At 73.2% G+C, this 12974-nt stretch carries 10 protein-coding genes and 1 tRNA gene; 8 read left to right on the top strand and 3 right to left on the bottom strand.

The features are described from left to right. Positions 1-15: 15 nt before the first annotated feature. From ACFCVM_RS14240 to ACFCVM_RS14275, 8 genes are all read left to right on the top strand, one after another. Positions 16-1197, top strand: coding sequence for an ROK family protein (locus ACFCVM_RS14240; protein ID WP_375837161.1), 1182 nt, complete (start codon positions 16-18; stop codon positions 1195-1197). 66 nt (positions 1198-1263) lie between these two features. Further along, positions 1264-1336, top strand: a tRNA-Arg gene (locus tag ACFCVM_RS14245). Between the two features lie 159 nt (positions 1337-1495). Beyond that, the gene (locus tag ACFCVM_RS14250; RefSeq protein ID WP_375837162.1) at positions 1496-2959 is read left to right on the top strand and encodes a hypothetical protein; all 1464 of its coding nucleotides are present in this window, start codon (positions 1496-1498) and stop codon (positions 2957-2959) included. An 84-nt stretch (positions 2960-3043) separates the two neighbouring features. After that, on the top strand, positions 3044-5050 hold the full coding sequence (locus ACFCVM_RS14255; RefSeq protein ID WP_375837164.1) for a TPM domain-containing protein: 2007 nt from the start codon (positions 3044-3046) through the stop codon (positions 5048-5050). Between the two features lie 88 nt (positions 5051-5138). Further along, complete coding sequence (locus ACFCVM_RS14260) at positions 5139-5876, top strand: PspA/IM30 family protein (RefSeq protein WP_375837166.1); 738 nt, start codon at positions 5139-5141, stop codon at positions 5874-5876. A gap of 145 nt (positions 5877-6021) precedes the next feature. Further along, positions 6022-6873: an arginase family protein gene (locus tag ACFCVM_RS14265; RefSeq protein ID WP_375837168.1), complete on the top strand. Its 852-nt coding sequence runs from the start codon at positions 6022-6024 to the stop codon at positions 6871-6873. Between the two features lie 79 nt (positions 6874-6952). Continuing rightward, positions 6953-8479, top strand: a complete 1527-nt coding sequence (locus ACFCVM_RS14270; RefSeq protein WP_375837169.1) for a dihydrolipoyl dehydrogenase family protein — start codon at positions 6953-6955, stop codon at positions 8477-8479. Then, complete coding sequence (locus ACFCVM_RS14275) at positions 8476-8907, top strand: Fe-S oxidoreductase (RefSeq protein ID WP_375837170.1); 432 nt, start codon at positions 8476-8478, stop codon at positions 8905-8907. Before ACFCVM_RS14270 ends, ACFCVM_RS14275 begins: the two co-directional genes overlap by 4 nt. Here ACFCVM_RS14275 and ACFCVM_RS14280 read toward each other — a convergent pair. From ACFCVM_RS14280 to ACFCVM_RS14290, 3 genes are read right to left on the bottom strand one after another with little or no spacing between them, the layout of a single operon-like run. Continuing rightward, a complete protein-coding gene (locus tag ACFCVM_RS14280; RefSeq protein ID WP_375837171.1) occupies positions 8870-9808 on the bottom strand; it encodes a siderophore-interacting protein in 939 nt (312 codons plus the stop codon). The genes ACFCVM_RS14275 and ACFCVM_RS14280 overlap by 38 nt on opposite strands. Positions 9809-9848: 40 nt before the next feature. Beyond that, the gene (locus tag ACFCVM_RS14285) at positions 9849-11975 is read right to left on the bottom strand and encodes an iron ABC transporter permease (RefSeq protein WP_375837172.1); all 2127 of its coding nucleotides are present in this window, start codon (positions 11973-11975) and stop codon (positions 9849-9851) included. Next, positions 11947-12927 carry an iron-siderophore ABC transporter substrate-binding protein gene (locus ACFCVM_RS14290; RefSeq protein ID WP_375837173.1) on the bottom strand — a complete coding sequence of 327 codons (981 nt, stop codon included), beginning with the start codon at positions 12925-12927 and terminating at the stop codon, positions 11947-11949. Before ACFCVM_RS14290 ends, ACFCVM_RS14285 begins: the two co-directional genes overlap by 29 nt. Positions 12928-12974 lie beyond the last annotated feature (47 nt).

Raw genomic sequence — 12974 nt, forward strand, 5'->3', positions numbered from 1 at the left:
ACGCGACGAGCGACGATGAGATCGGCACAGGGCACCCCCTCGTGGCTCGGTGCGGTCAACGACCGCGTCGGACTCTCGGCGCTGCTCGACCACGGGCCGCTCACCCGCAACCGCATCTGCGAGCTCGTGGGAGTGTCCAAGCCCACCGCCTCGATGATGATGACCCGGTTGATCGCCGCGGGCGTGGTCGAGGAGCGCGGGCAGGTCGCCGGCAACCCCGGCCGCAGCGCCACGCTGTACGCCGCCCGCACCGATCGTCCCCTCGGCGTCGCGATCGCGATCGAAGCCGACGAGCTCCGGGCCTCCGTCGTCGACGCGGCGGGTGGGGAGCGTCCGGTCATCCGCACGACGCTCTCCCGCGACGCGGCGGAGCGCGACGCGGTGCGCGAGGTCTCCGCGGCGATCCATGCCGCGAGCGAGGCCGCAGGCACCGACCCGTCGGTCGTGCACACGGTCTGCATCGGCACCGCCGGCTACGTCGACCCGGGCGAAGAGGGAACGCTCTTCAGCGAGACGCTCCCCGGCTGGCCCATCAGCGGCCTTCGGCACACGCTCGAGACCGAGCTCGGCGTCTCGGTCTTCGTCGAGAACGACGTGAACCTCGCGGCGATCGCCGAACGCGAGTCGGGGGCGGGAGAGGGCCGAGACGTCTTCGCGCTGCTCTGGCTCGGCAACGGCGTCGGCGCATCGTTCGACGTCGCCGGCGACCTGCACCGCGGCAGCTTCGGCGGCGCCGGAGAGATCGGCTTCCTCCCGCTGTCGGCCGCCGCGCAGGCGCTCGACGAGCACGCCGTCACGAGCCAGGACCTCGCGGGCGCAGTGGCCGTGCGCCGCATCGCGGCCGCCCACGGACTCGACGACACCGACCATCGGTCGGCGCTCGAGGCGATCGCCGCGAGCCCCGACCGCGCCGCGATCGTCGAGGAGATCGGCGAGCGCGTCGCGCACATCTCGCTGCCGCTCATCGCGACGCTCGACCCCGGCCGCCTCGTGCTCGCGGGGCCGACGGCGATCGTCGGCGGCCAGCCCCTCGCGGAAGCCGTGGAACGGGGCATCCGCAGCATCAGCAGGTGGTACCCCGAGGTCGTCGCGACGCGCATCGACCACGACCCCGTCCTGCACGGCGCACGCGCCTTCCTGACCGCGAAGGTGCGCGACGACCTGCTCGGCACGGTCGCCCGCCTGAGCCTCTCCTGACCCGGCCCGCTGCCGCGCGACGGGTCGGGCACGAGCCCCGCGAAGTGGTAATGTCTCTAGCTGTGCGCCTCCGTAGCTCAGGGGATAGAGCGCCGGTTTCCGGTACCGTAGGTCGGGGGTTCGAATCCCTCCGGGGGCACGTTGTGAGTGGTGGTGCCGGCGCTTCGCGTCGGGCATCCAGCACGGGAGTTCGAGAAGCCTCGGCCATTCGCCGGGGCTTCTCCCGTACGCCCCTGCGGAGGCGGCGACGCCCGTAGACTCGGCTGGTCGCACTCGCCCGACGAGGAAGGCCTCGCGCATGCACGTCAGCACCGGAGCACTGCAGCTCATGGCCGCTCCCCTCGGCTGGATGAATCCGTGGAGCTTCGACCGGCTCCTCCCCTTCCTCATCGTCGGCGGCGTGGTGGTCGCCATGATCGTGCTCCGCCTGCTCGATGCCCGGGCGAAGCGGCGCGAGCTCGCGCCGAGCGGCCGTCGCGCGGCCCAGGCGCCGCCGACCGTCGGACTCGAGGAGCTCGAGCGTCGGGCGGGGCTCGCGCTCGTGGCATCCGACGACCGCGTCACGGCTGCCGCCGCCGACGTCGACTACGCGGGTGCACTCGACGGCGACGAGGTGGCCGCCGTGCTCGGCGCGGCGCACGCAGACGCGCGGGAGCAGCTCGCCGAGGCATTCGCGCTGCAGCGCGACGCGGGCCTCACGACGACCTCCGTCGCCGAACGGCGCGCGGCCTACGAGCGGATCCTCCGCCTCACGGCCGCCGTCGATGCCTCCCTCGACCGCGACGCCCGCTCGCTCGAGCAGTTGCGCGCGCTCGGCGCCCGCGCGGTCGAGGAGCGCGCGTCGCTCATCGGCGAGCTCGCGGCGGCCGACCGCGACCTCGCCCGCGCGACGGCCCGACTCGCCGACGCGGCCGACCGCTACGACCCCGACGCCCTCGACCCCGCCGCGACCGCCCTCGCTGCGGCGCGCAACGCACTCGGCGATGCGCGAGCGGAGATCTCGGCGCCCGCGGCGACGGCAGTCGGCACCGCTGCGGCGGTACGCCTGACCTCGACCCGGGCGGATCTCGGGCGGGCCGTCGATCGGGTCGCCGCCGCCGAGGCTCATCTCGCGTCGCTCGCAGCGAACGACCTCGCGGTCGCCGACGCCATCGCCGCACTCGAGCGCGACATCGAGCTCGCCCGCGCGATGGACGGCGAGCGGATGCGCTCCGTCGCCGACCACTTCGCCGCCGAGGCCGTCTCCCTCCGGGAGGCGCTCGCGGCGGCGGGGCGCAACCCCCTCGCGCTCGGACGACGCGTCGTGCGGGCCGATGCCGCGATCGACGCCGAGATCCGTGCCGGCACGAGTGCCGGCCAGTTGTCGCAGCGCGTGCTCGCCGAACGGTCGAGCGCCCTCGCCGCCGCTCGGATGCTCGTGGGCACCGCCGAGCACACGCTCGCGGCAGTTCCCGTCGACGGTGCCGCCCGCATTCGTCGAGACGAGGCCGCCGTGCTGCTGGTCGAGGCGCGCGAGGTGCTCGCCGGCGCGGCACGCGCCGACCTCGCTCCCGGAGACGCCCGCGATCAGGCGGATGCCGCGGCGCACCTCGCTCGGCGTGCGATGGCCATCGCACGCGACGACGTGGCCGGCACTCCGGCCTCGGGCGGGCGTCTCTTCGACCGCGAACCCGGCGGCGACGGGTTCTTCGGCGGCCTCGTGGCCGGGCTCCTCGAACGCGCCGACGAGCGCGACGCTGCCGAGCGACCCGGCCGCAACTGACACTCACATCAGATCGTGGACGAGGCGCTGCGCCTCCCCATAGACTCGGATTCGTCCGCTCGGACGGGGGAAAGGCACTGGTGCATGCACGCAGTACGCAAGTGGTCCGCGACGCTCGCGATCGTCGCCGGAGTGGCGATCGGAACCGGCGCGACCGGGCTCGCATGGGCTGAAGACCCCGTCTCGTTCACCTCTTCCCCCGTCGTCGACACCGTGGATGCGCTCGGGGGCGAGACCGCCGACGTCGTCGCAGCGCTCGACGCCGCCGCAGACCGCAGCGGGCGCCAGCTCTTCGTCGCATACGTCGACGAGTTCACGAATCCCTCGGCAGCCGCCGAGTGGGCCTTCGAGACCGCGACGGCCAACGGACTCGGGAACAACGACTACCTGCTCGTCGTCGCGGTCGAGGGCCGCGGCTACGACCTCAACCCGCCCGTCGACGGCAGCATCAGTCTCGACGAGGTCGACCGCATCGCCCAAGACGTCATCGAGCCGAAGCTCCGCGATGAGGATTGGGCTGGCGCCGCGATTGCGGGCGCGAACGCGATCGCCGACGGATCGGCCGGCGGCAGCGGCGGCAGCGGCTGGGGCTTCGTCTGGTTCATCGTCATCGCCGCGGTCATCGTCGTGATCATCGCGATCGTGCTGGCACGGCGGAAGAAGAAGCGCGCTGCGGGCGCCGGCGAGGGCGGTGCCGGCCAAGTGCCGCTCCCCTCGATCGACGAGTTGCGCCGTCAGGCGGGCAGCGCCCTCGTGCAGATCGACGATGCGGTGAAGACGAGCGAAGAGGAGCTCGGCTTCGCGGTCGCCTCGTACGGCGAAGCCTCGACCGAGTCCTTCCGCGCCGCGCTCGACGCCGCGAAGGCCAAGGTCGCCCAGGCGTTCACGCTGCAGCAGCAGCTCGACGACGCCACGCCCGACACCGACGACGAGCGCCGCGAATGGTACGGCGGCATCATCCGGCTCACGGGCGAGGCCGATGCCATGCTCGACGAGCAGGCCGAGCAGTTCGACGAGCTGCGAGCGCTCGAACGCGACGCCCCCGCGCAGCTCGCACGGGTGCAGGCGGCGGCCGCCGCGGCGGAGGCGACCATCGCACCGGCCGAGCAGCGTCTCGCCGCGCTCGGCGGGCAGTACGCGGCATCCGCCGTCGCACCCGTCAGCGACAACCTGACGCAGGCGCGGTCGCGCGTCGGCTTCACCCGTGAGGCGCTCGCGGCCGCGGGCACGGATGTCGCGGCGGGCGATGCCGCCCAGGCGGCGGTCGGCATCCGCGCGGCCGAGGAATCCGTCGACCAGACGAACCTGCTGACGGCCGCCGTCGAGCGGCACGCCGCCGATCTCGCGGCGGCGGACGCCGCTGTCGCCGCCGGCGTCGACGAGCTCGACCGAGACGTCGCGACCGCCCGGGGCCTGGCGAACGCCGAAGCGTCGGCGGTCGCCGATCGAGTGGCCGCCGAGTCGGCAGCCCTGCGCGCGGCGATCAGCGCTCCCGGCCGCGATCCGATCGCGCTGCAGGCGAAGCTGGAACAGGTCGACGCCGAGATCGACGCCGTGATCACGAGCGTGCGCGACGCCGCCGAGCAGGCCGCTCGCGTGCAGGCGCAGCTCTCCCGATCGCTCACGACGGCGCGATCCCAGGTGCAGGCCGCCGAGGACTACCTGGTCGCCCGCCGCGGAGCGATCGGCGCGGAGGCGCGTACCCGCCTCGCCGAGGCCGGCCGACTGCTCGTCGAGGCTCAAGGCGCCGCAACGGCCGACCCCGCCGCCGCACTCGCCTCCGCGCAACGCGCGGAGCGGCTCGCAGCGGAGGCCATGTCGTTCGCGCAACGCGACGTCGGCGGCTACGGCGGCGGCATGGGCGGCTACGGCGGCACCGGCGCGGGCTCGTCCGGCGGAGGAGGCGACGTCCTCGGCGCCGTGCTCGGCGGCATCCTCATCAACTCCGTCCTCGGTGGCGGCGGGGGCGGCGGCTTCGGCGGCGGGCGCTCGTCCGGAGGATTCGGCGGCGGGCGCAGCAGCGGCCGCTCGGCCGGCAGCTTCGGCGGCTCCGCGACCCGGTCGCGGCGCGGAAGCGGAGGCCGATTCTGATCCACTCGACCAACCGCGGGACGGCCGCAGTCCACGGCCGACCACGAACCGGCACGACCGAACCCTGATCACCACGAAAGGAACCACCATGACCAAGCAGTCCATCTTCGGACGGATCTCGCAGCTCGTGCGAGCCAACGTCAACAACCTCATCGACCAGGCCGAAGACCCGCAGCTGATGCTCGACCAGATGGTGCGCGACTACACCAACTCGATCGCCGACGCCGAGGCCGCCATCGCCGAGACCATCGGCAACCTGCGCCTCCTCGAGGACGACCACCGCGAAGACGTCGAGGCCGCACGCGAGTGGGGCGAGAAGGCCGTGGCCGCGAGCCGAAAGGGCGACGAACTGCGCTCGTCCGGCGACGCGTCGGGCGCCGACAAGTTCGACAACCTCGCGAAGGTCGCCCTCAGCCGCCAGATCTCGTCCGAGAACGAGGCGAAGGCCGCTGAGCCGCAGATCGCCGCGCAGACCGAGGTCGTCGACAAGCTGAAGTCGGGCCTGAACGGCATGAAGGAGAAGCTCGTCCAGCTGCAGAACAAGCGCTCGGAGCTCGTCGCGCGCGCGAAGACCGCGCAGGCGCAGAAGCAGGTGCACGACGCCGTCAAGTCGATCGACATCCTCGACCCGACGAGCGACATCGGCCGCTTCGAAGACAAGATCCGCCGCGAGGAGGCGGTCGTCCGCGGCCAGGCGGAGCTCGCCGCATCGAGCCTCGACGCGCAGTTCAACGAGCTCGACGACCTCGGTGAGCTCACCGAGGTCGACGCCCGGCTCGCCGCGCTGAAGGCCGGCGGCTCGAGCCAGGGCGCCATCGGCGGCTGATCGAACCACTCCGAGTGACCGGAGTCGCCACGGCCGCGTCGCGCGAGGATTCGCGCGGCGCGGCCGTGTCGTGTTCGCGGCACGCGGACTCGAGTGTCCGACCAGCCGGACCCGAATTCCGGCCGCGAGCGCGATACTTGACAACATGCCCGCAACGTTCGTGGTGGTCCCGCTCTGGCAGGGATCCGTCTCCTCCCGCGCCATGAGCCACGCCGACGGCGCCGACGCCATCCTCGGCGACCTCCCGAGCTTCTCGACCATGGTCGTCGAGGTGCCCGTCGAGGCCGGCGAATCGCTCGGCACCGGTGTGCAGCGGTACAGCACCCTGGTGCGGGTGCGGGAGCGCACGGCCTCGACGTTGTCGCATGTCCCCGACTGGGCGCTCACGATCGGCGGCGACTGCGGCGCCTCGCTCGCATCGGTCGGCCATGCATCGGCACGCGCGAACGGCGACCTCGCGGTGTTGTGGCTCGACGCGCACCCCGACCTGAACACCCCCGAGTCGTCGCCGTCGGGCGGCTTCGGCGGCATGACCTTGCGGGCGATCACGGGTGAGGGTGCCGACGGCCTCGCCCTCGACCCCGAGACGCGCGTCGCGCCCGAGCGGATCGTGCTCGGCGGCATCCGCGCCATCGACGATGAAGAGCGCCGGTTCATCGCGGCCCACGACGTGACGACGCTCACCGTCGAAGACCTCTCCGACCCCTCGGTCGTGATCGCGGCCCTCGAAGCGACGGGCGCGTCGCAGGTGTTCATCCACATCGACCTCGACGTGCTCGACCCCGCGGCCCTCGCGGGGCTCTCGTACCCGATGCCGTTCGGCATCGGCGCCGCCGAACTCGTCGCGCTCGTGCGCGCCGTCGCCGCGCGCTTCCCGATCGCCGGCGCCGCGATCGCCGGTTTCGCGCCCGCATCGCCGCAAGCGGCCGACGACGACCTGCCCACGATCCTGCGCCTGGTCGGCGCGCTGACCTCGGGCGACGCCGCGACGCGCTGATCACCGCCCCTCCGGTACCGTCTTCTGCCTAGGCTGGGGGTCAGGCCGTCGGCGCGCGCCGGCACCGGAGGGGAACGGGATGGAACGCGAAGTCGACGTCATCGTCATCGGCGGCGGACCGGTCGGAGAGAACGCCGCCGACCGGGCGAGAGCGGCAGGACTCGAGGTGGTGCTGGTCGAACGGGAGCTCGTCGGCGGCGAGTGCTCATACTGGGCGTGCATCCCGTCGAAGACGCTGCTGCGGAGCGCGGCCGCACTCCGTGCCGCCCAGCGCGTCGACGGAGCGAAGCAGGCCGTCACCGGACAGCTCGACGTGCAGGCGGTGCTCGCCCGGCGCGACTACTGGGTCTCCGACTGGAGCGACCAGGGCGGCGTCGACTGGCTCGAGAGCATCGGCATCGGCCTCGAACGGGGGCACGGCCGCCTCGACGGCGTGCGCCGCGTCGTCGTCGAACGCACCGGCGGTGGGGAGGTCGCCTACCTGGCACGCCACGCCGTGATCGTCGCCACCGGCTCCGATCCCGTCATTCCGCCGATCGACGGACTCGCCGAGTCCGCCCCGTGGGCGAGCCGCGACGCCACGAGCGTCGCAGAGCCGCCGGAACGGCTCATCGTCATCGGCGGCGGGGTCACCGGCGTCGAGATGGCGACCGCCTTCGCGGGGTTCGGCACCGAGGTCACGGTGCTCGCGCGCAGCGGGCTGCTCAGCGGCATGGAGCCGTTCGCCGGCCAAGCGGTGGCGAAGGGACTGCGAGGGCTCGGGGCATCCGTTCGCCTCGATGCCTCGATCGAGCGCGTCGAGCGCACGGCCTCGGGCGAGGTCGTCGTGACCCTCGCCGGCGGCGAGACCATCACCGCCGACGAGGTGCTCGTCGCGACCGGGCGCCGGCCCCGCTCCGATCGGCTCGGCCTCGAGACCGTCGGCCTCGAACCCGGTGACTGGGTCGCCGTCGACGACACGCTGCTTGCCACGAGGGCCACCGGCAACGACGAGCAGCCGTGGCTCTACGCGGCGGGCGATCTCAACCACCGCGCGCTGCTCACGCATCAGGGCAAGTACCAGGCGCGAGCCGTGGGCGACCTCGTCGCCGCTCGCGCCCTCGGCCGGGCGGAACAGACGGCGCCGTGGGGCGCGCACGTCGCGACGGCCGACCACTCCGCGGTGCCCCAGGTCGTGTTCGCCGAGCCCGAGGCCGTCTCGGTCGGCCTCACCGCGACGGAGGCCGAGCGCGACGGTCGCCGGGTGCGCGTCGCCGACGTCTCGCTCTCTTCGGTCAGCGGCGCCGGGATCCTCGCCGACGACTACGAGGGGCAGGCTCGACTCGTCGTCGACGCCGAGCGGAACACCGTCGTCGGCGCGACCTTCGTCGGTCAGGACGTCGCGGAGCTCCTGCAGGCGGCGACCATCGCGATCGTCGGAGAGGTGCCGGTCGATCGGCTCTGGCACGCCGTTCCGGCGTTCCCGACGATGAGCGAGGTCTGGTTGCGACTGCTCGAGGCGCTCGGCCGACCCGGGGCGGCGGATGCCTCGGCGCAGGGCGATGCCGAGGCATCCGACGACGAGGCATCCGACGACGACCGCGCCGACGGCGAGGCTGCGGCGTGACCGGCGACCGCCCCGAGCGTTCGGGCGACCGAACGCTCCGCATCCGCCTGACCGACTCCCCCATCAGCCGCCTCGGCTACTGGTGGGCGACCGCCGTCGGCTTCACCTGGGGCTTCATCTGGAGCACCGGCCCGATCGAGCGCCGGCACGGACTCCTCGTGTTCACGGGCATGCCGAAGTGGACCTTCGGCCGGGGCGGCTCGTGCGTCGGCGGCTGCTACCTCACGAACCGCAACGCCGGCGACCGAGTGCTCGGCCACGAGGCCGTGCACAAGGAGCAGTGGCTGAAGTACGGCATGCTCTTCCCGCTGCTCTACCTCTTCGCGGGGCGCGACCCGCTGAAGAACCGCTTCGAGATCGAGGCGGGACTCGAGGCGGGCGGCTACCTGCCTACCCCTCGGCGCGGCCGAGCTTCCAGTACCCCATGAATGCGACCCGGCGCCGATCGACGCCGATCTCCTTCACGAGGTGGCGTCGGAGCGTCGTGATCGCCGAGGCCTCACCCGCGAGCCACGCGTAGAGCCCGCCGTCGTCGGTGGCGGCCGGCACCTCCCAGAGGATCTCGTCGTCGTCGAGCGTCGGCAGCTCACGCGCCGCAGCGGGAGCCGCGGCCGGCACGGCGGCGGCTGCGGGGTCTGCCGCGACCCAGGCGTCCGCCCACTCGATGACGGCCTCGACGAGGCGCTCGCCGTACCGCTCCTCCGCTGCCGGCGCAGCCGCCGCGTCACCGCGCGAGAGCCAGTGCACGTCGACGCCCGCCGGCGCTGGCAGTTCGAGCGCGTCGCCGGCCTCCGGCACCTCGAGGAACACCGCTCCCCGAGCATCCGCGGGCAGCTGCTCGAGGATCGCGCCGACCGCTGGCACCGCGGTCTCGTCGCCCGCGATGAGCAGCGTCCGCGCTGCGCCGGGGTGCCATTCCCACCCGCCCGACTCCTCGTCGCTCGTCGCGTCGGGACCGATGATCAGCATGCGGTCGTCGACGGCAGCAGCCGAGATCCAGCGCGAGGCCGGACCGCTGTCGCCGTGGGAGACGAAGTCGACGTCGAGCTCGCCGAGCACCGGGCGCGTCGCCCGGATCGTGTAGGTGCGGATGGGGTTCCGACGGTCGTCGGGCAGCGCGCGCCACGACGCATACCAATCGCCTTCGAACGGCACGTCGTCGAATCCGCTCGACGCGAGCGGGAGCACGACCTTGATGCGCTGGTCGGGGCCGTCCCACCCGAGGTCCCGCAGGTCGTCGGAGCGGAACGTCACGCGCACGAAGTGCGGCGACAGCCGCCGGATCTCGGCGACCCTCGTGTCGAACACTCGGTATCCGGGCTTTGCCATGCGAATCTCTCCTGTCGGAAGGGGGTGAAGCAGTCGTCGCTCAGGCGCTCCGGCGCGAGCGCCAGAGGAGCCAGACGAAGTATGGAGCGCCGACGACCGCGGTGAGCAGGCCCGCCGGGAGCTGGGCCGGCGCGATGACGGTGCGGCCGAGCGTGTCGGCGACGCACACGAGCAGCGCGCCGAGGAGCGCCGCGAGCGGGAGCACGAGGGCGTGGCGCGAGCCGACGAGCGCCCGCGCGGCGTGCGGGGCGACGAGGCCGACGAACCCGATCACGCCCACCGCCGAGACCGCGGTCGCCGTGAGGGCGACGCTGACGGCGAGCAGGCCGAGTCGCGCCGAGCCGAGCCGCACGCCGAGCACCCGCGGGGTGTCGTCGTCGAACGCGAGCAGGTCGAGCTCGCGGCGGGCCGAGGCGAGGAGCGGCACGGCGATGAGCGTCACGATCGCGAGCGGGATCAGTTGCTGGAAGGTGCGACCGTAGGTCGAGCCCGACATCCAGGTGAGCGCCTTCGCCGCGTTGTACGGGTCGGTCGCGATGATGAGCATCGAGGTGATGGCGGCCGTCGCGGCCGAGACCCCGAGCCCGATCAGGATGAGCCTGGTCGAGGCGAGGCCGCCCCGCATCGCGAGTCCGAACACGATGAGCGCCGCGAGCGCCGCACCGACCAGTCCGCCGACCGTCACGCCGAGGAACGTCGCGAGCGGCCAGAAGGTGATCACCATCACCGCGCCGACCCCGGCGCCGCCGGTGACGCCGAGGATGGCGGGTTCCGCGAGCGGGTTGCGCGAGACGGCCTGCACGACCGTGCCGGCGAGTGCGAGTGCGGCGCCGGCGAGGATCGCCGCGGCGACCCTCGGTGCACGCGTGTTCATCACGAACTCGACGAGGGGCCCGGCCTGGCCGGTCACCCAGTTGAGCACGTCGCCGCCGAGCATCTTGGCATCGCCGAGGAGGAGCGAGACGAAGGCGAGCACGACGAGCAGCACAGCGGATGCCGCGATCACGAGCCGCCGCCCTCGAGGCGAGAGTCCGGCGCCGATGACGAACCCGGTGCCGCTCTCTGATGAGGCGCGGGCACGCAGGGCGAGCGCGATGAGGAACACCGCACCGAAGATCGTGGTGACGACACCGGTGGGCACCTCGACCGCCGCCTGGCCGCCGAAGGCGAGGCGCAGCAGCACGTCGGCGCCGAGCACGACGATGACGCCCATGAGGGCGGCGGCGGGAATGAGGAGCACGTGCCGCTGCATGCCGGGCACGCGCACTGCGATGAGACGGACGATCGCGGGTGCCGCGAGACCGACGAAGCCGATGGGTCCCGCGACCGTGACCGCGGCCGCCGACAGCAGCACGGCGAGGAGGAGCCCGATGAGGCGGGTGCGGCGCACGGGCACGCCGAGCACCGTCGCGGTGTCGTCGCCGAGCGCGATGAGGTCGAACTGGCGCGCGAAGACGAAGAGGGCGCCGACGGCGAGGAGCACGACCGGGCCGAGCTGGAGCATCGGCGCCATGCCCGTCTGGGCGAGGGTGCCGTTGCCCCACGCGAAGAGGCCCTCCGTGCGCTCGGGGTAGAGCAGCAGCAGCATCGTGGTGATCGCGGCGAGGGCGAGCGCGATCGCCGACCCGGCGAGCACGAGGCGAACGGTGCCGCCGCCGCGACCGCCGCCCGCCGAGAGGGCGAGCACGAGCCCGGCCGCCGCGAGGCCGCCGAGGAAGGCGACGGCGCCGCCGCCCGCGACCGGCAACGCGATGCCGAATGCCGCCACGACGACGACGGCGAGGTACGAGCCGGCGTTGACCGCGAGGGTGTCGGGCGAGGCCAGCACGTTTCGCGAGATGCTCTGCATGACGAGACCGGCCACGCCGAGGGCGACGCCCACGAGCACGCCCGCTGCCAGCCGCGGCATCCGCGACGCCACGAGCACCGCCGCAGCCTGGTCGTCGGATCCGCCGCCCAGCAGGCCGAGCAGCTCGGGCAGGCCGACGTCGGCGGACCCCTGCGTCACGTGCACCGCCGCGAGCAGCGTCGCGACCACGAGGCCGAGTGCGAGCAGGAGCACCGCACCGAGGCGGGGCCGGGTGGCCCCGCCTCGAGCGGGAATCAGTGGCTGAGCCTGCTCAACCGAATGGGCCTGTTCAGCCGGCAAGGGTCGCGACGACGGCATCGACGTAGTCGTTCATCGACGAGGGGCCGCCGAACATCCAGATGCCGTCGGGCAGGCGGTGCACCTTGCCGCTCTGCACGAACGGCAGCGAGGTCCACACCGCGTTGTCGGCGAGCTCGTTCTGGTACGCGTCGGTCTCGCCGTTGGCGATGTAGAGGAACTCGACGTCACCGACGGCCGTGAGGCCCTCGACGTCGGTCGAGTCGAGGCCGTAGTCGGCGTCGCCCTCGTCCGTCCAGGTGTTCTCGAGCCCGAGCTCCTCGGTGACCGCGGTCAGCAGCGCACCCTCGGCGAAGGGGCGGATCGAGACCTGGCCGCCGCTCGCCCACGAGTCGCTCATCATGAACGGGGCGCCGGCGAGGCCTGCGGCTTCGAGCGCGGCCTTGCCCTCTGCGAGCTTCTCGTCGAAGCCCGCAAGCAGTTCCTCGCCCTCGTCCTCGTGGCCGGTGACGGTCGCGATGCGCTCGAGGTTCGACTCCATCTGGCCGATGGGGTTCGAGGCATCGGCGCCGCGCACGACGAGCACCGGTGCGAACTCCTCGATCTGGGCGATGACCGAGTCGGAGAGGTCGGTCGTGGTCAGCACGAGGTCGGGCGCGAGGCCCGCGATGGCGTCGACCGAGGGCTCGCCGCGGCCGCCGACATCCGTGACGCTGTCGTCGAGGGCCTCGGACTTCACCCAGTCGCCGTAGCCCTCGACGTCGGCGACGCCGACCGGCATGACGCCCAGCGCGACGAGGTTCTCGGCGGTGTTCCACTCGAGGGCGACGATCTTCTCCGCGGGGGCGGCGAGCTCGATCGACTCACCGCGGTCGTCGGTGACGACGATCGCCGCATCGCCGCTCGCGGCGCCGGCCTCCTCGGTCGTGCCGCAGCCGGTCAGCAGCAGCACGGAGGCGGCAGCGGCAGCGGTCAGGGCGATGGTCGGCCGGGTTGCGGCAGCTCTTCTCATGGTGTCCTTCGATCGGTGCGCGGGCATGGGTGTCCCACGCGAGGGGG

It is taken from the genome of Agromyces sp. NPDC056389 (assembly GCF_042262385.1).
Lineage (GTDB): Bacteria > Actinomycetota > Actinomycetes > Actinomycetales > Microbacteriaceae > Agromyces.

Bases quoted from the DNA above. Each gene is read 5' to 3' on its own strand.
- ACFCVM_RS14280 (WP_375837171.1), bottom strand. From the start codon at position 9,808: ATGGCAAAGCCCGGATACCGAGTGTTCGACACGAGGGTCGCCGAGATC.
- ACFCVM_RS14285 (WP_375837172.1), bottom strand. From the start codon at position 11,975: ATGCCGTCGTCGCGACCCTTGCCGGCTGAACAGGCCCATTCGGTTGAG.
- ACFCVM_RS14290 (WP_375837173.1), bottom strand. From the start codon at position 12,927: ATGAGAAGAGCTGCCGCAACCCGGCCGACCATCGCCCTGACCGCTGCC.
- ACFCVM_RS14260 (WP_375837166.1), top strand. From the start codon at position 5,139: ATGACCAAGCAGTCCATCTTCGGACGGATCTCGCAGCTCGTGCGAGCC.
- ACFCVM_RS14255 (WP_375837164.1), top strand. From the start codon at position 3,044: ATGCACGCAGTACGCAAGTGGTCCGCGACGCTCGCGATCGTCGCCGGA.
- ACFCVM_RS14265 (WP_375837168.1), top strand. From the start codon at position 6,022: ATGCCCGCAACGTTCGTGGTGGTCCCGCTCTGGCAGGGATCCGTCTCC.
- ACFCVM_RS14240 (WP_375837161.1), top strand. From the start codon at position 16: ATGAGATCGGCACAGGGCACCCCCTCGTGGCTCGGTGCGGTCAACGAC.
- ACFCVM_RS14250 (WP_375837162.1), top strand. From the start codon at position 1,496: ATGCACGTCAGCACCGGAGCACTGCAGCTCATGGCCGCTCCCCTCGGC.
- ACFCVM_RS14270 (WP_375837169.1), top strand. From the start codon at position 6,953: ATGGAACGCGAAGTCGACGTCATCGTCATCGGCGGCGGACCGGTCGGA.